We start from the raw sequence: 21,745 nt of genomic DNA, 5'->3' as shown, positions 1-21,745 counted from the left end.
GTCGGCGGCCACTACCAGTACCGCGAAGGTGGCGAGTTCCATTTGCTGAATCCGCTCACCATCAGCAAACTTCAGCACTCCGTTCGCGCCAACAACGCCGCGACCTTCCAGGAATACACAGACCTGCTCGACGAGCAGAATCGAAACCTCTGCACGTTGCGCGGTTTGCTGAAGCTGAATTACAACGAAACGGCAATCCCCATCGAAGAAGTCGAGCCTGCAAAGGAGATCGTCAAGCGGTTCACAACCGGCGCCATGAGCTACGGCTCCATCAGCAAAGAGGCGCACGAAACTCTAGCCATCGCCATGAACCGGCTCGGCGGAATGTCCAACACCGGTGAGGGTGGCGAAGAGGAAGAGCGCTTCACGCCCGACGCGAATGGCGACAGCCGTCGCAGCGCGGTGAAGCAGGTGGCCAGCGGACGATTCGGCGTCACCACAAACTATCTTGTCAACGCGGATGAGCTCCAGATCAAGATGGCGCAGGGCGCAAAGCCCGGCGAAGGTGGACAGCTCCCCGGTCACAAGGTGGACGAAGTGATCGCAAAGACGCGGCACTCCACCCCCGGCGTGGGCCTGATCTCTCCGCCGCCGCATCACGACATCTACTCCATCGAAGACCTGGCGCAGCTCATCTACGACTTGAAAAACGTCAACCCCAAGTCGCGGATTGCCGTAAAGCTCGTGTCAGAAGTAGGCGTGGGCACCGTCGCCGCGGGCGTAGCCAAGGCGCATGCCGATGTGGTGCTGATCTCCGGCGATAGCGGAGGCACCGGCGCCTCGCCGCTCAGCTCCATCAAGCACGCCGGCCTGCCCTGGGAACTCGGCCTCGCCGAAACCCAGCAAGTCCTGCTGCTCAACGATTTGCGCTCGCGCATTCGCGTCCAGACCGACGGCAAGCTGCAGACCGGCCGCGACGTCGTCATTGCCGCGCTGCTCGGCGCCGAAGAGTTTGGCTTCGCCACCACGCCGCTCGTCACCATGGGCTGCATCATGATGCGCAAGTGCCATCTCAATACGTGCTCCGTCGGCATCGCCACCCAGGACCCGGTGCTGCGCGCCAAGTTCACCGGACAGCCCGAGCACGTCATCAACTTCTTCTTCTTCATCGCCGAACAGGTGCGCGAGCACATGGCGAAACTCGGCTTCCGCACCTTCGACGAGATGGTGGGGCAGGTCGACAGGCTCGACAGCGTTCTTGCCGAAACCCACTGGAAGGCCAAAGGCATCGACCTTTCGTCGATTCTGTACACGCCGGAACTGCCCTCCCGCGTCGCCCGCCGCTGCGTGAAGAAGCAGGATCACGGACTCGATCAGGCGCTGGATCACGCGCTCATCGAAAAGGCCGCTCCTGCGCTCAAAACGAAGAAAACCGTCACGCACACGTTCTCCATTCGCAACATCCACCGCACCGTGGGCGCCATGCTCGGCGGCGAAATTGCGCGCCGCTACGGCTCTGAAGGCCTGCCGGACGAAACCATTCACTTCAAGTTCCACGGCTCAGCCGGACAGAGCTTCGGCGCTTTCGTCCCCTCGGGCGTCACGCTCGAGCTCGAAGGCGACTCGAACGACTATGTTGGCAAGGGCCTCAGCGGCGGACGCATCATCGCTTATCCTCCGCGAACCTCGAGCTTCCTTCCCGAAGAAAGTATCCTCGTCGGCAACGTTGTTCTCTACGGCGCAACCAGCGGCGAAGCCTTCCTCAACGGCATCGCCGGCGAACGCTTCGCGGTGCGTAACTCCGGCGCTACCGCAGTGGTTGAAGGTGTCGGTGACCACGGTTGCGAGTACATGACCAAGGGCACCGTGCTGGTCATCGGCTCAACAGGACGCAACTTCGCAGCCGGCATGAGCGGCGGCATTGCGTATGTTTACGACGATGCCGGCGACTTCGCCACGCGCCGCTGCAACCAGGCGAGCGTCGACCTCGAGCCACTGGCCACCGCCGAAGATATCGCCCTCGTTCGTAACCTGCTCGAGCGCCACCGCGATCTCACCGGCAGCCCGCGCGCCGCGTGGATACTCGATAACTACGAAAAAGCGCAGGCCAGCTTCATCAAGGTCTTCCCGCACGAATACAAACGTGTTCTGGGCGTGCCCCGCCTGGAAAAGGCAGAGGTACACCATGGGTAAAGTTACCGGCTTTCTCGAAATCGAACGCGAACAGCCCACGCGCCGCGTACCGCAGGAGCGCATCAAGGACTGGTTCGAGATCTACAACCCGTTCCCTGAAGAGAAGCAGCGCGACCAGGCTGCCCGCTGCATGGACTGCGGCGTGCCCTTCTGCCACACCGGCTGCCCGGTGAACAACATCATCCCTGACTGGAATGACCTCGTTTACAGCAATCGCTGGGAAGCCGCTATCCGCCGCCTCCATGCCACCAACAACTTCCCTGAGTTCACCGGCCGCATCTGCCCCGCTCCGTGTGAAGCTGCCTGCGTGCTCGGCATTACGGAGCCGCCGGTTTCGATCAAGGTGATCGAACGCAGTATCGTGGAACGGGCGTGGGACGAGGGCTGGATCCGCCCCGAGCCACCGGAGCACAACACCGGCAAGCGCGTTGCGGTCGTAGGCAGCGGGCCTTCAGGCCTCGCCGCGGCGCAGCAGCTTCGACGCTCCGGCCACTCAGTCACCGTGTACGAAAAGAACGACCGCATCGGCGGGCTGCTGCGTTATGGCATTCCCAACTTCAAGCTTGAGAAGCACGTCATCGACCGCCGCATCGCGCAAATGAAGGCGGAAGGCGTCACCTTCCTCATCAATGCCCACGTCGGCGTCAACATCCCGGTTGATACGCTGACCGAGCACTACGACGCCATCGTCCTGTGCGGCGGCGCTGAGCAGCCGCGCGACCTGAAGGTTCCCGGCCGCGCGTTGAAAGGAATTCACTTCGCCATGGAGTTCCTCCCTCAGCAGAATCGCCGCTGCGAGGGCGACACCGTGAGCGAAGAGCTCGCGATCCTGGCAAAAGATAAGAGCGTGCTCATCATCGGCGGCGGCGACACCGGCGCTGACTGTCTCGGCACCAGCCTGCGCCAGGGCGCCAGGCGCGTGCATCAGTTTGAGATCATGCCCAAGCCGCCGGAGTCGCGCGCCTCCTCAACGCCGTGGCCCCAGTGGCCGCTGCAGCTGCGTACCGAGAGCTCGCATGAAGAAGGCGGCATCCGCGACTGGAGCATCAACTCAGTCCAATTCACGGGCGACGAGAACGGCAACGTCAAGCAGCTCCACGGCCTCCGCGTAGGGGCACCCCCAAAATTTGAGGCTCTTGAAGGCTCCGAGTTCACGCTCGACGTCGACCTCGTCCTCCTCGCCATGGGCTTCCTCGGCCCGGTGCGCAATGGCATGATCGAGCAGCTCGGCCTGGCACTGGACGCGCGCGGCAACATTGCCACGACCGGCTACAAGAGCTCCGTCGATGGCATCTTCGCCGCAGGCGACATGCGGCGCGGCCAATCGCTCGTCGTATGGGCAATTTCGGAAGGACGCCAGGCGGCCGAAGCGGTCGACAAATACCTGGCCGAAACCGCCGAGCCAACACTGCTCCGCCACCGCGTTACCGCCTGACCCTCCCGCATTGACACAACGGCCCGGCGATCACAAATCGCCGGGCCATCAGTTTCTTTGTCCCTTGGTCCCTTGGTCCCTATTTCCCTGCCTTTACCACCATTCCATCATGCCGCTGTACGACGTCTTTGCCGAGCTCTCCGGCTTGGACGTGCGCAGCAGGAGGACCGGGCACTGCACCAGCCGCGTGACCTTCTCCGCGACTGACCCAAACACCTGCGGATACCACCCGGAATGGCCGTGCGTGGTGATGACCGCCAGATCGATATGTTCGCGATCAATCGCGTCCAGAATGGTTCCGGCCACATCGCTGCCCACTTCCACATGCGCGCTGGCTTCAATTCCCCTGGTCTTCAGTCCGGCCATGGAAACCTCGAAATGCTCTTCCGCCTTCTGACGGCCGTCGCTGATGATGGATTGCTGCGAAACACTCTCGGGCAACGCGTACCCCGGATACTCCGGGACCACGTGCAACAGATACAGCTTCGAGCCAAACTTCTCCGCCAGTTCCGTAGCGGCCTCGAGCGCCTGGTGCGACGAGGAGCTGAAATCAATCGGGACCAGGATCTTGCCTGGAATCACACTTGCTGCCTGCATTGGGGGCATCGACTTCTCCTTTGAAATGCGCGATCGGAGGGGATCGCGGTTGTCGGACATGATGATATCCGCCGGTTCCCCATGCCGGTCCGTGACCTGCGACACGCTCGTTGCTCCCATGCTCTTGCGGGGTGCTATGTTGGAACCAGGATGGATTCCCCTACTGCGAAGGTTCTCGGCGAGATTGGCCTCGCCGCTCCGCTGAGCGAGCTGGCGGCAAACACATGGGATGTCATCATCGTCGGCGCCGGCCACAACGGCCTTGCCTGCGCGGCCTACCTGGCGCGAGCCGGGCAGCGCGTCCTCGTCATTGAGAGCCGCCAGCGCGTCGGCGGCGCCTGCACCATAGAAGAGCCGTTCCCCGGCGTGAAAATGTCGCCATGCGCGTATCTCGCCGGCCTGCTCCATCCCAGACTGGTGGAAGAACTGGACCTGCCGCGCCGCGGTTTCGAGTGGACTCCGGCTGTGAACGGGCTCTTCGTGCCATTTCTTGACGGCTCCAGCATTCAGCTTTGGGATGATGACGAACGCTGCGCCGCCGAGGTTCGCGCCCTCTCGCCCGGCGACGAGGAAGGCTGGATGGAGATGAACGATGTCATCCGGCGCACGCGCGACGCACTTCGGCCCGCAGACGGCCAGAACTCCAGGACGGACCTCTGGCTCAACGAAGCGCCCACCCGCGAAGACATCGAAGAACGCCTTGGCAACGATGAAGAAGCGCGCGCCATGCTCTTCGACTGGTCCATGGCCGAGTTCGTGGAACACTACATCGAAGACGAGCGCCTCCAGGTCGCCTACCTCGGCCAAGGAGTGATCGGCACCAACGCCAGCCCCTTCGACAAGGGAACAGCATCGATTCGCTTCCATCACTCGTCCGGCCGCCTGGGCGGCATGCCTGGCATGTGGGGCTACGTGCGCGGCGGCATGGGCATGGTTTCGTTCTACTTCTGCGATGCCGCCCGCGAAGCCGGCGCTACCGTCGTCTCCGGCGTGCCCGTCGCGGAAATTCTCCCCGGCGAAGGCGTGCGCCTCGAAGGCGGCGAGCGCCTCTCCGCCCCCGTCATCGTCTCGAATGCCGACCCGCGCCGCGCCCTCGCCATGCTCGGCGCCGCTGCCGATTCAGGGTGGCGCGCGCAAGTCGAACGCGTTCCCATCGAAGGCTGCACCGTCAAGCTCAACGTGCACCTGCGCGAGCTGCCCAACTTCACCGCGCGCCCGGGCACAAACCAGCCCCATCACTACGGACAGATCAATGCCCCGCTCACCCGCGGAGAGTGGCAGGCCGGTTACGCTGCCGCGCGCCGCGGCGACCTGCCCGATCATCTCTGGTGCGAGCTCTACTTCCAGAGCGTTCACGATCCCACCGCGGCCCCCGCCGGCACCCACACCATGAGCGTCTTCGCGCAGTACGTGCCTTACACCTTCGCGCAAGGAGACTGGAACTCCCGCCGCGACCAAGTCCGTGCCCTCGCACTCAAGTCACTGGCCCGCTTCTGCTCCAACATCGACACCGCGGTCATCGACGCGCAGGTGCTGGGACCGCCCGACATCGAGAGCAAAGTCGGGCTCACCGGCGGCCACATCTTCCAGGGCGAGTGCCTGCCGCCGTATATGTGGGAGAAGCGCCTCACGGCCCGAACGCCCATGAAGGGCTTCTACCTCTGCGGCGCAGCCACCCATCCCGGCGGCTCCGTGATCGGGGCGAACGGCCGCAACGCCGCCATGGCCATCCTCAAAGATCTCCGCCAATCCTGACCATGCCGTCTTCCAGCCGGTAAACGCCAACTCCGATGACCAGACCCGTATCCGGCAGCGGATCACGCCCGCGAGCACAAACAACCCTCCCAGGCAAAGCAGAGCGGCGCCAGGGCATGTGCATGCAGTGAGAACCACCTGGTCGGGCGTCGAACGCCACGCCGTGGACACCCAGCCTCAATGGGCGCCGAAAGCGCAGTTGGCCGCACCGCAGGTGCTCTGCTATCCTCCGCCCAATGTCCTCTGCCCCGGCTCTCAAACGCGGCATCCGCTTCCGCGATCTCACCCTGTTCTACGTCGCCGGCCTGCTCAGCATCCGCTGGTCGGCCACGGCCGCGGCCGCCGGCCCCGGCAGCCTCATCGTGTGGCTCGCTGCCCTCTTCTGCTTCTTCATTCCCCTCGCTGCCAGCGTCATGGAACTGTCCTCCCGCTATCCCGATGAAGGCGGACTCTACGTCTGGACCCAACGCGCCTTCGGCGACGGCTCCGGATTCCTCGCCGCCTGGACCTACTGGATGAGCAACCTGCCCTACTTCCCCGGGGTGCTCTACTACGGGGCCGCCTCCATGCTGTTCGCGCTCGGCAGCCACGCACGCGCCCTCTCCGCAAGCCCGCTCTACTTCATTCTGTTTGCCTGTTCCGCGCTTGCTCTCATCACGCTCCTCAACATTCGCGGCGTCGACGCCGGCAAGTGGCTCAACAACGTCAGCGCCTTCGGAGGCATTCTTCCCCTCTGCCTGCTCATCGTGCTGGCCGCTCTCTCTTGGTCGCGCTTCGGCTCCGCCACGCACTTCACCGCAACCACAATGTCGCTGCATTGGTCGGTAAAGAACGCCATCTTCTGGTCAACGATCTTCTTCGCCTTCGTCGGCGTCGAAGCCGGCTCCTTTATGGGCGATGAAATCGAAAACCCGCGCCGCGTCATTCCCCTCGCCATCCTCGCCGGCGGAACCATCGCCACCATCGGATACATCGGCGGCACCACTGCATTGCTCGTCGCGCTCCCCGGCAACGCCGTTGCCGGACCCGAGGGCATCGTCACCGGCCTGCAGACGCTGACATCCCGGCTCGGACTCGCTTGGCTCCTGCCCATCGCTGCCCTGCTCGTCACCGTAAATGCGCTCGCGGGCGCATCAGCCTATCTCTCTTCCACCTCGCGCCTGCCCTTTGTCGCCGGCATCGATAACTACCTCCCGCCCATCTTCGGCGCCGTGCACCCGCGCTATCGAACCCCCTGGGTGTCCATCGGTGTTTACGGCGTCGCAGGCATGCTCGTAGCGCTTTTAAGCCAGGCCGGCACCTCGGTGCGCGGGGCGTACGACGTCCTTGTGAGCATGACCGTGCTCATCACATTTCTCCCGTTCATCTTTATCTTCGCCGCGATGATTCGATTGCAGAGAGAACCTGCCGGTCCCGAAGTGCGGCGCGTCCCGGGCGGCAAGCCCGTCGCCATCCTCCTCGGCATTCTGGGATTGCTCAGTACTCTCATCACCATTGGCCTCTCCGCCATTCCCTCCGACGACGAACCCAACAAGCCGCTGGCCTTGCTCAAAGTTCTGGGAGGCACATTCGTAATGGTGGCAGCCGGAATCGGAATGTATCTGGTCGGGCGTCACAAGGGCCGCAAGGCACGTCTCGCGCATGAGCAAGCCAGAGCCGATGGCGCCATGATGCATCTCGCGAAAGGTCCTGTCACAGGGCATGACTTCAGTCGTGCCGAAGAAGCGCCAACCAAAGACCCTGGGCTTTAGCCCCTGCGGAGATATACCAGCCCTGGAGTTGCTCTAGCGCCTAACCTCACGGCCACTCACAAACACCCGCGGCTGTAACGGCGCAGCCACAAAGTACGCCAGCTCTCGATAATCCGTGAATTCATGAATCAGAAAATCGGCCCGCTTGCCCGCTTCGATCGAGCCAACATCTCCGCCAAGCCCCACGCTATACGCCGCGTTCACCGTGGCCGCCGTCAGCGCCTCCGCGGGCGTGAGCCGCATCTGCAAGCACGCCAGCGAGAGCATGAACGGCATCGACGCAACCGGCGAAGAACCCGGATTAAAATCCGTCGCCAGCACGATCGCCAAACCCGCTTCCGCCATCTTCCGCGCCGGCGGGTACTCGGTCCGGCTCAGCGCAAACACTGATCCCGGCAACAGAACCGGCTGCACACCCGCTTCCCGCAACTGCCCCAGCGTTTCATCCGTTACAGTCTCCAGATGATCGGCTGTCGCCGCGCCCAACTCTGCAGCCAGTCCGGCTCCCGTTCCCGGCCTGAACTGCTCCGCATGGATCCGCAGCCCCATTCCGTGCCGCTTCGCAGACTCCAACACGATGCGCGTCTCGTCCACCGTGAATGCATGGTCGTCACAGAACGCATCGCAATACCGCGCCAGCCCTGCGGCAGCGACTTCGGGAATCAACTCCTCCGCCACCCACCGCACGTAATCAGCCCGGCCACTCAGAAACTCGGGCGGAATCGTATGCGCTGCCAGCAGTGTCGGCACAATCCGCGCCGGCCCTTCTTCGTTCAGCCGGCCGATAACCCGCAGCATCTTCAGCTCTGTCTCATGGTCGAGCCCGTAGCCCGACTTCGCTTCGATGGTCGTGGTCCCGCCCCTCAGCATCCAATCGCGATGCCGGCGAGCCGCCCCCAGCAACTCATCTTCGCTGGCGGCGCGCGTCAGCCGCAACGTCCGCAGAATCCCACCCCCCGCCGCCGCAATCTCCTGATACGTGGCGCCCGCGATGCGCTTCTCATACTCATCCGCGCGATTGCCCGCAAACACCAGGTGCGTGTGCGCATCCACAAACCCCGGCGTAACGCATCGCCCTTCCGCATCGATCACCTCGGCGCCCGGCCGTACCTTCGCCTCGATCTCCGAAGAAGCACCCACTTCGACAATTCGCCCGTCCTCAATCAACAGTCCGGCATTCTCAACAATCCGAAGCTCGCGCAGTTCCACACCAACCCGCGCCCGCGCCGGCCCGGCCAGAGTCACCAGTTGTCCAATTTTGACAATTGCGTTGATCACTAATCTGAGGTCCTCGTTCGCTAATTTCTGATCCCTGATCCCTGCCCTTACGCCATCGGAATGTGAATTCCCTTCTCCCGCGCCGTCTCCCTGGCAATGTCATACCCCGCATCCACATGCCGGGCCACGCCGATCCCCGGATCGTTATTCAGCACCCGCACAATCCGCCGCGCCGCATTCTCTGATCCATCCGCTACCGTCACCTGCCCCGCATGCAAGCTGTAGCCCATCCCCACGCCCCCGCCATGATGGAAGCTCACCCACGACGCTCCACTCGCCGTATTCAAGAGCGCATTCAAAATCGGCCAGTCCGCCACAGCATCGGAACCATCAAGCATCTTCTCCGTCTCGCGATAGGGGCTCGCAACCGATCCGGTATCCAGATGGTCTCGCCCAATCGCGACCGGCGCTGACAACTCGCCCTTGCGGACAAGCTCGTTCATCGCCTCGCCCATCTTCGCGCGGTCGCCATAACCCAGCCAGCAAATGCGCGCCGGCAAGCCCTGAAACGCGAACCGTCCGCGCGCCAGCCGCAGCCACCGTGTCAAAATCTCGTTGTCCGGGAACAGCTCGACCGCCAGCTCATCCGTGCGATCAATATCCTTGGGATCGCCCGACAACGCTACCCACCGGAACGGCCCCGCCCCCTCGCAGAACAGCGGGCGAATATACTCCGGCACAAATCCCGGAATCTCGAACGCCTCCGCGCACCCCGCATCGAACGCAAACCGCCGAATGTTGTTGCCGTAGTCGAACGCCACCGCACCCGCTCGCTGCAGCGCCAGCATCGCATTCACATGCACGACCATGGAAGCCGTCGACCGCCGGACGTACTCTTCCGGATCGCTCTTCCTCAACGCCGCGGCCTGCTCCAGCGTGAGTCCCTGCGGCACATACCCATTCAGCGGATCGTGCGCGCTGGTCTGATCCGTGATCGCATCCACCTCAACCCCGCGGCGCACCATCTCCGGCAACACGTCCGCGCAGTTGCCCACCAGTCCCACGCTGAGCGCGCGGCCTTCCCGCCGTGCCGCCTCACACAGCTCCAGCGCTTCATCCAGATTTTCGGCGAGCAGGTCGCAGTAGCGCGTGTCCAGCCGCCGCTGAATCCGCGTGCGATCCACCTCGATGCACAGCACCACACCGTCATTCAGCGTCACGCTCAGAGGCTGGGCGCCGCCCATGCCTCCCATGCCGCCCGTCACCACCAGCCTGCCCTTCAGCGATCCGCCAAAGTGCCGATCGGCCATCGAAGCAAACGTCTGGAACGTGCCCTGCAGAATCCCCTGCGTGCCGATATAGATCCAGCTCCCCGCCGTCATCTGCCCATACATCATCAGGCCCTTGCGGTCGAGTTCGTTGAAATGCTCCCAGTTGGCCCACTTCCCCACCAGGTTTGAATTGGCAATGATCACCCGCGGCGCCATATCGTGCGTCGGGAAAACTCCCACCGGCTTGCCGCTCTGCACCAGCAGCGTCTCTTCGTTCCCCAGGTTCTGCAGCTCGCGCACTATCGCGTGATAGCAATCCCAATTGCGCGCCGCTTTGCCAATGCCGCCATAGACAACCAGGTCTTGCGGCCTCTCCGCCACCTCGGGATCGAGATTATTCATCAGGCAGCGCAACGCCGCCTCCTGCTGCCACCCCTTGCAGCTCAGCTTGCTGCCGCGCGGCGCGCGAATCTCGGGAATAGTGCCAACGCTCATCGGGTTCGCTCCTCGGCATCCAGACAAATCTTGAATTCAAAACGCTAGAGAAATAATACGCGCGCTGCACTATAGGATTAAGCTGCAATCGTGCACAGAACCAGCGTGTCATCGTGGATTCAAGAACGGCTCGCCGCATTCAAAGTCGATTCAACTTCACCGCGACTACTCAGCACGGGTTTGTGCGAAACGGTGCAGGCACCGGCAATCGCAAAACTGGGATCATTTGCTCTTGATGGCAGTAACATCTTCTGCATTCCCCCTGGGCGTTCCCATTTGCATATCTCAAATTGGTGGAGGTCCCTTCCATGGATTGGACCAGGATACTGACGCCGCTCGGCCTGACGGCCATTGTCGGAGCCGCTGCCACTTACTTCTTCGCCCTGCTGAAAGACGCGCGGGATCGGCTGAAAAAACTTGAAAGCGATCTCCTCAAAAGCCGCGACGAGGCATACGGACAGATCTGGCGTCTCACCGGTGCGCTCAACCTGTTCGGGCCGGCACACTCCATCAATTGCTCCACACTGTCCGGGCAATTGACGGACTGGTACTTCTCCAAGGGGCAAATGTTGACTGAGGATTCCAAATCCCGGTATTTCCTCGTTCAGGAAGTCTTGAACCTCTGCAGCTTGCGCAACATCTGGCCGACTCGCCCCTCAGACAAACTCCTGTTTAGCGGCGACAAACGTACGATTCCCATCCTGCGAGAACTCCGGACAACACGGCTCAGAATCCCTGACCGGGGTGACGAGGGAAGTTATGAGCTCACCGAATTGGAAACGCACTTCCGCCATTTCAAGGAAAAGTGCAACAACTCCCCCGAGGAAATTCCGCAGGACGATGCGTGGCTCTTACTCCAGTTTTTGATGAGCGCCTTTCGCTCCCGGGTAACAAACGAGCTGGGATCAAGAACCGTTATCAAGTCCCGTGCAAAACGAAAAGAAGCGCGCCGTGACGCCCCATGAGCCTGCCCCTTCGCAATGTATTCTCAAGTCGTGCCTACTCTCGTCGAATGCGTTCCCAATTTCTCCGAAGGCCGCGATAAGTCGAAGGTCGATGCCATCGTTGAAGCCATGAAGCTCCCCGGCGTATACCTCCTCGACCGCGAAATGGACGCCGACCACAATCGCTGCGTCATCACCCTCATCGGCGAGCGTGAAGCCATCCAGGAAGCCGCCATTCGCGGCGTCGGCAAAGCCGCCGAGCTCATCGATCTCACCCAGCATCAGGGCGCACATCCCCGCATGGGCGCGGCCGACGTTATCCCCTTCATCCCCATTGAAGGCGTGACCGTCGAAGACTGCGTCGCCATGTCCAAACACGTCGGCGCCCAAATCGCCAGCCGCTTCAACATCCCCGTCTATCTCTACGAGGCCGCCGCCACCTCGCCCGAGCGCCAGAATCTCGAGAACATTCGTCGCGGCCAGTTCGAGGGCATTCGCGACGACATCGCCGCCAACCCCGCCCGCAAGCCCGACTTCGGTGAGCCCCGCGTCCATCCCACCGCCGGCGCCACCGTGGTCGGCGCGCGCAAATCCCTTATCGCTTACAACATTTTTCTCAACACCGCGGATGTAAACATCGCCAAGAAGATTGCCAAAGCCGTACGCTTCTCCTCGGGCGGCCTGCGCTTCGTCAAGGGCGCCGGCTTCCTCGTCCGCGGACAGGCACAGGTCTCCATGAACCTCACCGACTTCGAGCAGACGCCCATCCATCGCGTCTTCGAGTTCGTCAAGCGCGAAGCCGCCCGCTACGGCGCGGTCCCCACGTCCAGTGAGATCGTCGGCCTCATCCCCAAGCTCGCCCTCGAACAGGCGGCTGAGTGGTTCCTCCAGGTCGAAAACTTCGACTCGTCGCTGATCCTCGAAAACCGTCTCGCCGCCGTCATGAGCGGCAAAATGACTCCCGGCGGACCCGGCGCCGGCCTCAGCGCGGGAGTCGCCCCGTTCATCGAGCAGCTCGCAGCCCCCACAGCTACCCCCGGCGGAGGCAGCGCGGCCGCAGCCGCCGCAGCCATGGCAGCCGGCCTGGCCCACATGGTCGCCGCCATGTCGCGCGGCAAAAAGGCTTATCTGCAATACGAGGCGCATCTCAGCCAGGCCATTGGTCAGCTCGCGCAGCTCCGAGAGGAGCTGAAGCAGGCCATCGACGCGGATGCCGAGTCCTACAACGTGGTGATGAAGGCCTACAAGGCCGCCCGCGAAGCTTCGGACGGCGATCCGATCATCAACGCAGCTCTGCAGACCGCCACCACCGTGCCTCTAGGCGTAGCCGAGCGCGCCGCGGCCATTGCCCACATGGTAGAGCGCCTGAAGCCCGTCACCAATCCCAACATGGCATCCGATCTCATCACCTCCGCGGCCCTCGCTCAGGCGGCCCTCACCGGCGCACTCGCCAACGTCGACATCAACATCGGGTCCATGAAGCCGGGCACGGCTGAAGAGCAGGATTTCATCGACCGGACACTGGAACTCTCAGCCGCACTCAAAGCGCAGGCTCGCTAAGGCGGTCTCGTCTGAATTGTGTGTGGGAAGCTTCGGGAGGGGATGCGGAACTTGGCCCGTCGCCTTCGGCGAGTGTGGCCCCCAGTCCCCCTCCCTGGATCGATGTGGTATTGGTAGAAGACTATGAGTGCCCTCTCATGTCAAGCCTTTTCGTCAGCAGGATCCGGAAAAGGTTGCCTCGAATAAAGCGATTCTCCGGGTTAAATCAAGTATTCTCTGGTGGATGGTCAACATAGCTCCCATGAGGTGCTGAGTGCCAACCGCAGGAAAGTTTTTCTTTGCAGTACTTGGAGTCTTGTTCGTAGCCGCAACCACACAAGCGTTCTCCGCAGCCGAAACGCCTCAGAAACCGGCGTTCGTCCGCCTCGACCGGGTTACCGCTTCCCGGCCCCTCCCTAACGGCATTGAGCTCCACTCCGGGCCTGCCACCATGCAGATCACGGCCCTGCGCGACAACGCGCTCCGCGTCCGCCTAAGTCCCGCCGGCCCGCTGCCCGAGGACGCCTCCTGGGCCGTCCTGCCCGATTCCCGCCAGTCCAGCGTGTCCGTGACCCCGGAAAACAACGGCAGCTCTGTGGGTTTCAAAACCGCCAGGCTCCGCGTTTCCATCCATAAAGACCCGCTCGCCCTTCAGGTCACCGATTTGGACGGGCACGTGGTCGCCGAGGACTTCCCCGGCCGCCCCATCGAGTTCCACGGCAATTCCTTCCGCGTCTATATGAAGTCCCCGGCCGACGAGCACTACTTCGGCCTGGGCGACAAACCCGGTCCACTCGACCGCCGCAACGAGGCCTTCACCGACTGGAACACCGACGCCTTCGGATGGCAGGAGTCCACGGACCCCATCTACAAGGACATCCCCTACTTCATCGCCTTCCATCGCAGCGTCGCCGCCGGCATTTTCCTCGACAACACCTGGCGTACCTCCTTCGACTTCAATAAGGAGTACCGCGATGCCTACTCCTTCGGCTCGGAAAACGGCCCGCTCGATTTCTACATCCTCTACGGTCCTGAGCCAAAGGCCGTAGTCGAATCCTGGGCATGGCTCACCGGTAAAGCTCCCCTCCCCCCTCTCTGGTCTCTGGGCTTCCAGCAGTCGCGTTACAGCTACTACCCCGAAACGGAAGTCCGTCGCATCGCCAGCCGCCTGCGTAGCGAGCACATTCCCGCTGATGTCCTCTGGCTGGACATCGACTTCCAGTTGAAGAATCGTCCGTTTACGGTTGATCCAGAAACGTTTCCGCATTTCGATCAGATGATTCAGGACCTCAAAGCCGAACACTTCAAAACCGTGGTCATCACCGATCTGCACGTCGCGAATCTGCCCAACGCCGGCTACAAGCCATACGACGAAGGCAAGGCCGGCGATCATTTCGTCAAGAATCCTGACGGTTCCATCTTCACCGGTGTGGTCTGGCCCGGACCGGCGGTCTTCCCGGATTTCACCCACAAACCTTCCCGCGAGTGGTGGGGCACGCTCTATGCCGACTTCGTGAAAAAAGGCGTTGCCGGGTTCTGGAACGATATGAACGAGCCCTCTGTGTTCCTCGTCCCCTCAAAGACCATGCCGGATGACACCGTACATCGCATTGAGGAGCCAGGGTTCGTCACTCGCACCGCGCCTCATCTCGAGATTCACAACATCTTCGGCATGCAGAACAGCCGCGGCACCTACGAAGGCCTGCTGAAGCTGGCCCCGGACACCCGGCCGTTTGTCATGACCCGCGCCAGCTACGCCGGCGGACATCGCTATGCAGTCACCTGGACGGGCGACAACTCCGCCACATGGAACCACCTTCGCCAGACCACGCCGCAGCTCCTCAACCTGGGCCTGAGCGGATTCTCAATGGCTGGTGCCGACGTGGGCGGGTTCGCCGGTTCCCCGCAGCCTGAACTGCTCACGCGCTGGCTGCAGGTCGCCGCCTTCCACCCCATCGACCGTGACCACACTGCCAAAGGAACCAATCCGCAGGAGCCTTGGGAGAACGGCACGCCCGAGGACCTGAACATCCGCCGGCGCTATATCGAGGAGCGCTACCGCCTGCTGCCCTACCTCTACACCACCGCGGAAGAGATGAGCCGCACCGGGATTCCCATGATGCGGCCCCTCTTCCTGGAATTCCCCGGAGAGGCCGGCCCCACCCAGGTCGTCGACCCCACCATAGACAACGAGTTCCTCCTCGGCCACGACCTCCTCGTCGCCCTCAGTCCGTTCCCCGATGAGATGGACAGCTATTTCGTCAGCCTGCCGCCAGTGGGCTGGTACGACTACTGGACCGGTGAGCGCATCGAGGCCGCCACCCCGCACAAAGCCATCGACAACACAGACGCGCCTCCGGGGGTACACCTGCAGCGCAGTCTCGATACGCTGCCCGTCTACGCCCGCGCCGGAGCCATCGTTCCCGAACAGCCGCTCGTCCAGAGCACGGATCAAAAGCCGCAGGGACCCCTCACGCTCCGAATCTACCCGCCCACAGGCTTCAACAAGGACTGTAAGGGTAGCCTGTATCTCGATGATGGCGTGAGTTTTGCATACAGGAAAGGCGACTTCTTCCGCGAGGAATTCACCTGCCGCCTCCTCGATAAAGGCATCGTGGTGACCGCCGCAAAGCCGCAGGGCACTTACGCGCCCTGGTGGAACCTCCTGCAGATCGAGGTCTACGGCGCCACGAAGCCGGCCTCAGCGGCCAGTGCGATGTCCCTCGACGGCAGCTCAAAGACCGCCCAGATCTCCACCGCCTACGACGCCGAACACCACCGCATCACCGCGCTGGTACCGGACGCCGGCTCCGGGCTTGAACTGCAGCTTACTTACTGACCCAACACCGTGCCCCATCCTGTCGCCACCCGGCGATACGATGGGGTACGCCCAGCCTCCACATCCCGCGGTCTCATTTTGTTTGGCTATGAGCTTCGCCCAGGTCCCGCAGACGAATGACGGTCGCGGCTGCGATGTAGCGCACCTGCTCCTTCTCGTCATCCATGGCGAATTCAACTCTCGGGCCCAGCGTGTACTCGCCGCGCAGCGCGACCGCGTCGAGTGCCGCGGCGCGCACCAGCCAGCTCTTGTCAGCCGCCGCCTCGACCAGTGCCTCCCCCGAGCGCGGATCGGGATCCGTAGCCAGCAGTTTGGCCGCGGCAGCGCGCACCGGCGAGGTGTCATCCTTGGTGATCGCGTTAATGGCGCCAAGCCCCAGCCCCGCGAAGGGGATAAACCCGATTCCCTGTTCGAAGCCCATCTGCGCCATCTTCTTGGGGTCGCTCAACATCTTCTTCTGGTCGGCGACAAGCCCATTCCCACTCTTCTTCTTCCCCGTCAGCACGGCGTAATAGACCTCGTAACCCTCCGGCACTTTCATGACATAAAGCGCATGCGCCGCGGCGAGAACAACGGATACATCCTTGTCCTGGACGGCCTCTTTCAGCAGCGGTACCGCACTGCTCGCCTGCATTGCAGCCAGAGCGTCGGCAGCCGCCGCGCGCACCTGCGGCTTCTCGTCCTTGAGACTCTTTTCGGCCAGAGCCTGCGCTTCGGGGTTCTTCAACACAAGGCCCAGCACAGACGTTGCGGCAGCACGCTTCTCTGCATTTCCCTCCGCAAGGCCTGCTTTGAGAATGCCCCAGGCTTTGTCGATGTGCGGTTGCGCAGAGCTGCGCGGCGCCAGAGTGCCCCAGAGCAGCAGAATACAAAGCACCGGACGCACGAACGGTGGCACGCATGTGTGGGAGGTCATCGGGACCTTCACCTCTTTCATTCACATCGATCAAGCAGCAGATCTCCATCCTGGGGTCCGGGAGTGGCCAGGGGTATCTGGCAGAACTACCAGAAACAGAAAGGCCGCGGTCTGCACTGGTTTCACAGTCGCCATGTCCTCGAAGCCACAACGGCCGAGTGGCGTTTTCCTCAAGAAAACGCCACCTTGAACTCGAGCCGGCAAGGATACAGGAACTGTGAAACCGGTCTGAAGCCCGCGGCCCAACCCCACTCGCCTCCCGCCTATTTGCTCTCGTGAGTCCACTGGAGCCGGATGCCGCTGCGAAAGTTGAACGGCAGCGTCGGATACCCGATCGGACCCATGTGCTGATTGCTGGTCAGGTTTTCTGAAATGCCGTAGAAACCGAGCCACGGCTTCCACTGATAACTCCAGCCCAGGTCGATCTTCGCGTATCCGTAGTTCAGGTTGCGATTCGGCAGCAGCAGGCTGTTGCCCCCCTGCGCATCGGCGTACCAGAGATACGTCGAGTCGTCGCTGCGGCTCACAAACGTCGCATTCAGAATGCCGGTCAGCCCGCCATGCGCATACGTGCCGGCGAAGAACCCGGTATGCGGTGGCCGCCGGAACGGCCGCGCGCCCACCAGCGGGGAAATCGCGCCAACTGGAATTCCGTTGTACGTCGGCTCGTATCCACCCGACAGCGCCTCATTGTCGCCATCGAACGAGTGCTGCACCACCGCATCCAGATAGGTGTATCCGCCTCGCAGAAAGATTGCCCTGCCGATCCCGCCTTCCACCGTGGACTCGATCCCCTGCGCGCGATACGCTTGCGTATTCACCGCCAACCCATAATCGTCGGTGTAGTAGAAGCCCAGCGCCGCTTCTAACTGCTGCTTGTCTGCATCGGACAGCCCGGGAATCAGGTTGGGCAGCAGATGGCCGCCCACATACTCAATCTGCTTTCCAAACTCGTTGTGGAAGTAGCGCACCCGCAAAAGAATGCGGTCGCTCAGGAATGCCTGTTCCGCGCCCCCGTCATACATGCGTGCCCGCGGGGCCGCCAGCGGCCCGATGTGCAGCTCCTGCGCGGCCGCCTGATACCCGTTGCTCACCAGAAATCGATAGAGCGATCCGAATTCATCCGTCAGCGCCGGCTCACGCACCGCGTCGCCATAGTTGAAAAGCACGCGCGTGCCGCTGAACACACCCTTGCGCGGCCGCAGCGCATAGAACGTAAAGCCCCCCCGCGGCGTCGTCTCCACCCCAAACTGCGAGTAGTGCTGCAGGCTTCCGCCCAGGGTGTAGAAAATCCGCCGCTTGAAGTCACCATGCACCGCAGCCCGATAGTCGTAATTGGTGCGCTCCGTCGTCTCGTTCGTGAAGTACGACGGCACCACCTCGGCGCCCCGCTCATCTTCAAACTGAAATCCAATCAGTCCCGTCAGATGCGGCGTGAATCGGTAATCGCCCTGATACACCAGCTCATCGCGGTTTGACACAAGTTGATACTTGTAGGGGTATTCCTGGTAGGTGCACGACCCCTGATAGCAGCTCCCCACATAATCGAGCATGGCGCGCCCCGTCGCCGCGGTTCCGTTCGCGCCTTTGATCGTCACAGGCTTGCCAAAAGTGGCGACATCTCCAAAGCCGTCATAGTCGTTGATCACTTCCCCGGAGAGCTGCCACAAAGCCGACTGCTCCCGCTTGCGCGCCAGCCCATAACGCACCACGTTGTGAAAACTCTCCGTCGTCTGGTGATCGATCGAGCCGCTGGCGTAAATGTCCTGATCCTTCTGCGTTCCGCTATCCGCCACGTTGTAGAAGTCCCACGCATTCGGAATGCCCGTAGCCGCCACGTTGTAATGCGCGGTCCCGCGAATCTGCGTCTTGGCGTTCCACTGCCAACCCAGGTTCCCGGCCGCCGCCCCCATGTGGTGCTGATCGTTGGGCAGCGCGTTGTCCGTCTGCAGCCAGCTGTACATGCCCAGGTAGTCGAGCTTGCCGTGCCCGCCTGCCATCGTAGCCTCGTCATGCAGTGTGTTGAAGTTGCCTCCATCGGCCCGCAGAATGAACGATGGGTACGGCGTCGTGCCGCGAGGCGTGGTCACGTTGACCACACTGCTCTCCGCCCCCGCCCCATACAGGCTGGAATTGGCGCCACGATAAACCTCGGCTCGCTCCACTCCCGTCGCCGGCAACGTGCCAAAGTCGAACCTCCCCCCCAGGTCGCCCGCCTCTACCCCATCCACCAGCACCATGTTGGCATCTGAGTTGCCCCCTCTGACAAACAGCGAAGCCTGTGAGCCGCGCTGCCCGATTTGCATCACGTTCGTGCCCGGCATCAGCGGCAACGTGCTCACCAGGTCGGTGCGCAAATCCAGATCGATGGGGCCAATCACCGATGTCGCCGAACTGGTCTGCGGCTGCGGCGTGGGCGTCCCCGTGGCGGTCACCACAATCGACTCGCGCACCCACTCCGCTTCCAGCACAATGTTGCGTTCAACGGTGTCAAGCTGCTTCGCGTAGAACACCGGCGTCTCGATCTGGCGAAAGCTCTTGGCGGAGGTCAGCAGGAAAAACCGGCCGGTGGTGCCGGTGAGAATCTGGTAGCTGCCATCGGCGCCCGATACAGCCGAACCCACCGCCTTGCCGTTCTGCAGCAGCACCACCGTGGCGCCGCTCACACGCGCGCCTGTGGCGTCCGTCACCACTCCGCGCACCGAAGCCGCAAAGACAGGAAAGCTGAAAGTGAATGCGATGAAGACGAAAAGGCGGGCCGCAGCTCGAAAAAACGATCGGCCGCGCAAACGTGCAAAGGTCATGTCTGCTCCTGGCGTCCCCCTCGGGACGCGAAAGCGGTTGGGCGCCTGGACCGGTCTCCTGACTCGCGCCTGCCACCTTCCCAAACCCGGAGCCGCCCCCATCGGGCTGCCTCGTATTCAGTGGTTTACTGGCTGTTCATCCAGCGCACATCCCAAAGACGGGCGGCGCGTGGACGGCGCTTACAGTTGCGGGGCAGTGACGGATTTAAACCGTCTTCCCGAGCATCCTGGCGATTCTCAAATTGTGGTGACCCCGGGCTGATTCGAACAGCCGACCTGCGGTTTAGGAAACCGACGCTCTATCCAGCTGAGCTACGGGGCCACTTCCTGGTGACAAGCCGAAACTCTCCGGCCTGCTACAAAGAATATCAGTGACCGCACTGCCGCGCATCCGGTACTGCCAAACAACCGAACAGCCCCAATCCTCACCCTAGTCCTCATGGAGTGGCTCGCCGGCTGTATCCAGGATTTGCTCGTCCGCTGGGGTTACCTCGCACTCGCCGCCGGCCTGCTCGGCGAAAACGCCGGCCTTCCCCTGCCCGGCGAAACCCTCCTCATGTACTCCGCCTTCATCGCCCATAAAACTCAGGAACTCAATCTCCTTCTGGTGATCGTGGTGGCTTCCTCAGCCGCCATCCTCGGCGACAATCTCGGCTTCCTCGCCGGACGCCATTTCGGCCCCCGCATGCTGCGCTGGCTGGAGCGCAAATTCCACATGGGCGAAGACATTGCCACTGCCAAAGATCAGATCCGCTGCCACGGCGGCTCCACCATCTTCTGGGCGCGCTACATCGTCGGCCTGCGGTCCGTGGCTGGACCGGTCGCGGGCGCCCTGAATATGGAGTGGCGCCGCTTCCTGCTCTATAACGCCCTCGGAGCCGTCACCTGGGTCACCTCCGTCGCAGTGATCGCATACCTCTCTGCCAACAAAATAGATTCGCTCGCCAGCTACATCGAGAAGGTTTCCTGGGTGGTCTCCGGCGTCCTCTTCGCCATCGGTTACACGGTCTGGCGCCGCCGCAGGAAACGCCTCCGGCAGTTCGGCCCGCAGTGCTCCGCCAGCCGCCGCGAAACCCGCCGCGAGACATCGCGGCACGCCGCTTAAGCTCCGGCTCCCGCGCCCCCGGTCCGCTATCATTCTCCACAAGTTCCACTTGCGGAGAACTCGACCATGTTGAAAGGCATTTCACCCTGCATCAGCCCCGAATTACTGGCCGTTCTCCATCGCATGGGCCACGGCGACGAAATTGTTCTGGCTGACGCGCACTTCCCCGGCCACTCCCTCGGGCCGCTGGTCCTGCGCGCCGACGGCATCCCCATCAAGCCGCTGCTCCAGGGCATCCTGCCTCTCTTCGAGCTCGACTCCTATGCGCCGCCGCTCTTCATGATGGAAGTCGTACCCGGCGATACCCTCGACCCCCAGGTGGAGCGCGACTATATGGAAGCCGTCCACAAACACCACCCCGCCGCCCTGCCACCCCAGCGTCTCGAGCGCCACGCCTTTTACCAGCGCGCCAGAACCGCCTTCGCCGTGGTCATGACGGGAGAGTTGCGGAAATACGGCAATCTCCTGCTCAAGAAAGGCGTTACCCCCGTTGCCTGACGCGGCACGGGCGGGATTCCGCCGCTGAAATGAGTCAACTTAAGCCGAAATTGAGCAACTCCCCTCACCTGTGCCGATCTGACTGCATCCAACCCCGCTGAGGAGGATATGACCATGGGTCACGGAATCATTGCCTGGATCATCATCGGCGTTATCGCCGGCTGGCTCACAGGCAAGCTCATGAAAGGCTCGGGCTTCGGGTTCATCATGGATATGGTCGTCGGTTTAATCGGCGCACTGGTCGGCGGCTGGATCTCCAGCGCAATGGGCATGGGCACAGCCAGCCAGCACGGCCTGATCGGCAGCATCATCATCGCCACCATCGGCGCTGTAGTGCTCACATTGATCGTTCGGCTGATCAGCGGCAACCGGCGAGCAACTGCCTAGCGCCTCACTTCGATTTGCGGGCTCGCCGATAACCCTCGGCGAGCCACTCAATCGCCGC

The 21,745-nt window shown here is 62.5% G+C and carries 15 protein-coding genes, 1 tRNA gene and 1 riboswitch; of the genes, 10 read left to right on the top strand and 6 right to left on the bottom strand.

Annotated elements, in window-relative coordinates; genetic code table 11:
* Together VGL22_RS19795 and VGL22_RS19790 are read left to right on the top strand one after the other, a co-directional pair.
* On the top strand, positions 1-2,133 hold a 2,133-nt coding region (locus tag VGL22_RS19795), incomplete at its 5' end, for a glutamate synthase-related protein (protein ID WP_465268687.1).
* A complete protein-coding gene (locus VGL22_RS19790) occupies positions 2,126-3,568 on the top strand; it encodes a glutamate synthase subunit beta (protein ID WP_465268686.1) in 1,443 nt (480 codons plus the stop codon). The genes VGL22_RS19795 and VGL22_RS19790, both read left to right, overlap by 8 nt.
* Before the next feature lie 93 nt (positions 3,569-3,661).
* Here the strand turns inward: VGL22_RS19790 and VGL22_RS19785 are convergent, their stop codons facing one another.
* Positions 3,662-4,174, bottom strand: coding sequence for a universal stress protein (locus tag VGL22_RS19785; RefSeq protein WP_465268685.1), 513 nt, complete (start codon positions 4,172-4,174; stop codon positions 3,662-3,664).
* Between the two features lie 141 nt (positions 4,175-4,315).
* On the opposite strand from VGL22_RS19785, the gene VGL22_RS19780 reads away from it, so the two are divergent.
* Entirely contained in the window at positions 4,316-5,920 is a 1,605-nt protein-coding gene (locus tag VGL22_RS19780; RefSeq protein WP_465268684.1) for a phytoene desaturase family protein, read from the top strand.
* A 236-nt stretch (positions 5,921-6,156) separates the two neighbouring features.
* A complete protein-coding gene (locus VGL22_RS19775) occupies positions 6,157-7,671 on the top strand; it encodes an APC family permease (protein WP_465268683.1) in 1,515 nt (504 codons plus the stop codon).
* A gap of 33 nt (positions 7,672-7,704) precedes the next feature.
* Here VGL22_RS19775 and hutI read toward each other — a convergent pair whose 3' ends face one another.
* Both hutI and hutU read right to left on the bottom strand, forming a co-directional pair.
* Positions 7,705-8,949, bottom strand: coding sequence for an imidazolonepropionase (hutI, locus tag VGL22_RS19770; protein WP_465268682.1), 1,245 nt, complete (start codon positions 8,947-8,949; stop codon positions 7,705-7,707).
* A gap of 47 nt (positions 8,950-8,996) precedes the next feature.
* Entirely contained in the window at positions 8,997-10,655 is a 1,659-nt protein-coding gene (gene hutU / locus VGL22_RS19765) for a urocanate hydratase (protein WP_465268681.1), read from the bottom strand.
* A 308-nt stretch (positions 10,656-10,963) separates the two neighbouring features.
* Here hutU and VGL22_RS19760 point away from each other — a divergent pair, with 308 nt between their 5' ends.
* From VGL22_RS19760 to VGL22_RS19750, 3 genes are all read left to right on the top strand, one after another.
* A complete protein-coding gene (locus tag VGL22_RS19760) occupies positions 10,964-11,620 on the top strand; it encodes a hypothetical protein (RefSeq protein WP_465268680.1) in 657 nt (218 codons plus the stop codon).
* 15 nt (positions 11,621-11,635) lie between these two features.
* Positions 11,636-13,159 (top strand): glutamate formimidoyltransferase, encoded by a 1,524-nt coding sequence (gene ftcD / locus VGL22_RS19755; RefSeq protein ID WP_465268679.1) that lies wholly within the window; start codon positions 11,636-11,638, stop codon positions 13,157-13,159.
* 295 nt (positions 13,160-13,454) lie between these two features.
* Entirely contained in the window at positions 13,455-15,977 is a 2,523-nt protein-coding gene (locus VGL22_RS19750; protein WP_465268678.1) for a glycoside hydrolase family 31 protein, read from the top strand.
* A 73-nt stretch (positions 15,978-16,050) separates the two neighbouring features.
* Here VGL22_RS19750 and VGL22_RS19745 read toward each other — a convergent pair whose 3' ends face one another.
* The 3 genes from VGL22_RS19745 to VGL22_RS19735 form a co-directional block, all read right to left on the bottom strand.
* Positions 16,051-16,893 carry a HEAT repeat domain-containing protein gene (locus VGL22_RS19745; RefSeq protein ID WP_465268677.1) on the bottom strand — a complete coding sequence of 281 codons (843 nt, stop codon included), beginning with the start codon at positions 16,891-16,893 and terminating at the stop codon, positions 16,051-16,053.
* Positions 16,894-17,156: 263 nt separating this feature from the next.
* Positions 17,157-19,697 carry a TonB-dependent receptor gene (locus VGL22_RS19740; protein ID WP_465268676.1) on the bottom strand — a complete coding sequence of 847 codons (2,541 nt, stop codon included), beginning with the start codon at positions 19,695-19,697 and terminating at the stop codon, positions 17,157-17,159.
* A gap of 31 nt (positions 19,698-19,728) precedes the next feature.
* Positions 19,729-19,942: riboswitch (cobalamin riboswitch) on the bottom strand.
* Positions 19,943-20,019: transfer RNA gene (locus tag VGL22_RS19735), tRNA-Arg, on the bottom strand. It abuts the riboswitch before it with no gap.
* A 117-nt stretch (positions 20,020-20,136) separates the two neighbouring features.
* On the opposite strand from VGL22_RS19735, the gene VGL22_RS19730 reads away from it, so the two are divergent.
* From VGL22_RS19730 to VGL22_RS19720, 3 genes are all read left to right on the top strand, one after another.
* Complete coding sequence (locus VGL22_RS19730; RefSeq protein WP_465268675.1) at positions 20,137-20,802, top strand: DedA family protein; 666 nt, start codon at positions 20,137-20,139, stop codon at positions 20,800-20,802.
* Between the two features lie 66 nt (positions 20,803-20,868).
* Positions 20,869-21,300, top strand: coding sequence for an L-fucose mutarotase (gene fucU / locus VGL22_RS19725; protein ID WP_465268674.1), 432 nt, complete (start codon positions 20,869-20,871; stop codon positions 21,298-21,300).
* Positions 21,301-21,414: 114 nt separating this feature from the next.
* Positions 21,415-21,687: a GlsB/YeaQ/YmgE family stress response membrane protein gene (locus VGL22_RS19720; RefSeq protein WP_465268673.1), complete on the top strand. Its 273-nt coding sequence runs from the start codon at positions 21,415-21,417 to the stop codon at positions 21,685-21,687.
* Positions 21,688-21,745: the final 58 nt, after the last annotated feature.

It is taken from the genome of Occallatibacter sp. (assembly GCF_036502485.1).
Taxonomy (GTDB): domain Bacteria; phylum Acidobacteriota; class Terriglobia; order Terriglobales; family Acidobacteriaceae; genus Telmatobacter.
Note: the sequence above shows the minus strand (reverse complement) of the source record. Positions and strands in the feature narration are given on the sequence as shown.

What these genes read in the sequence shown, in the direction of transcription:
- VGL22_RS19745 (WP_465268677.1), bottom strand. Translation starts at nt 16,893, where the DNA reads ATGACCTCCCACACATGCGTGCCACCGTTCGTGCGTCCGGTGCTTTGT.
- VGL22_RS19760 (WP_465268680.1), top strand. Translation starts at nt 10,964, where the DNA reads ATGGATTGGACCAGGATACTGACGCCGCTCGGCCTGACGGCCATTGTC.
- fucU (WP_465268674.1), top strand. Translation starts at nt 20,869, where the DNA reads ATGTTGAAAGGCATTTCACCCTGCATCAGCCCCGAATTACTGGCCGTT.
- hutU (WP_465268681.1), bottom strand. Translation starts at nt 10,655, where the DNA reads ATGAGCGTTGGCACTATTCCCGAGATTCGCGCGCCGCGCGGCAGCAAG.
- VGL22_RS19720 (WP_465268673.1), top strand. Translation starts at nt 21,415, where the DNA reads ATGGGTCACGGAATCATTGCCTGGATCATCATCGGCGTTATCGCCGGC.
- VGL22_RS19780 (WP_465268684.1), top strand. Translation starts at nt 4,316, where the DNA reads ATGGATTCCCCTACTGCGAAGGTTCTCGGCGAGATTGGCCTCGCCGCT.
- VGL22_RS19785 (WP_465268685.1), bottom strand. Translation starts at nt 4,174, where the DNA reads ATGCCCCCAATGCAGGCAGCAAGTGTGATTCCAGGCAAGATCCTGGTC.
- VGL22_RS19730 (WP_465268675.1), top strand. Translation starts at nt 20,137, where the DNA reads ATGGAGTGGCTCGCCGGCTGTATCCAGGATTTGCTCGTCCGCTGGGGT.
- VGL22_RS19740 (WP_465268676.1), bottom strand. Translation starts at nt 19,697, where the DNA reads ATGACCTTTGCACGTTTGCGCGGCCGATCGTTTTTTCGAGCTGCGGCC.
- VGL22_RS19790 (WP_465268686.1), top strand. Translation starts at nt 2,126, where the DNA reads ATGGGTAAAGTTACCGGCTTTCTCGAAATCGAACGCGAACAGCCCACG.
- VGL22_RS19775 (WP_465268683.1), top strand. Translation starts at nt 6,157, where the DNA reads ATGTCCTCTGCCCCGGCTCTCAAACGCGGCATCCGCTTCCGCGATCTC.
- ftcD (WP_465268679.1), top strand. Translation starts at nt 11,636, where the DNA reads ATGTATTCTCAAGTCGTGCCTACTCTCGTCGAATGCGTTCCCAATTTC.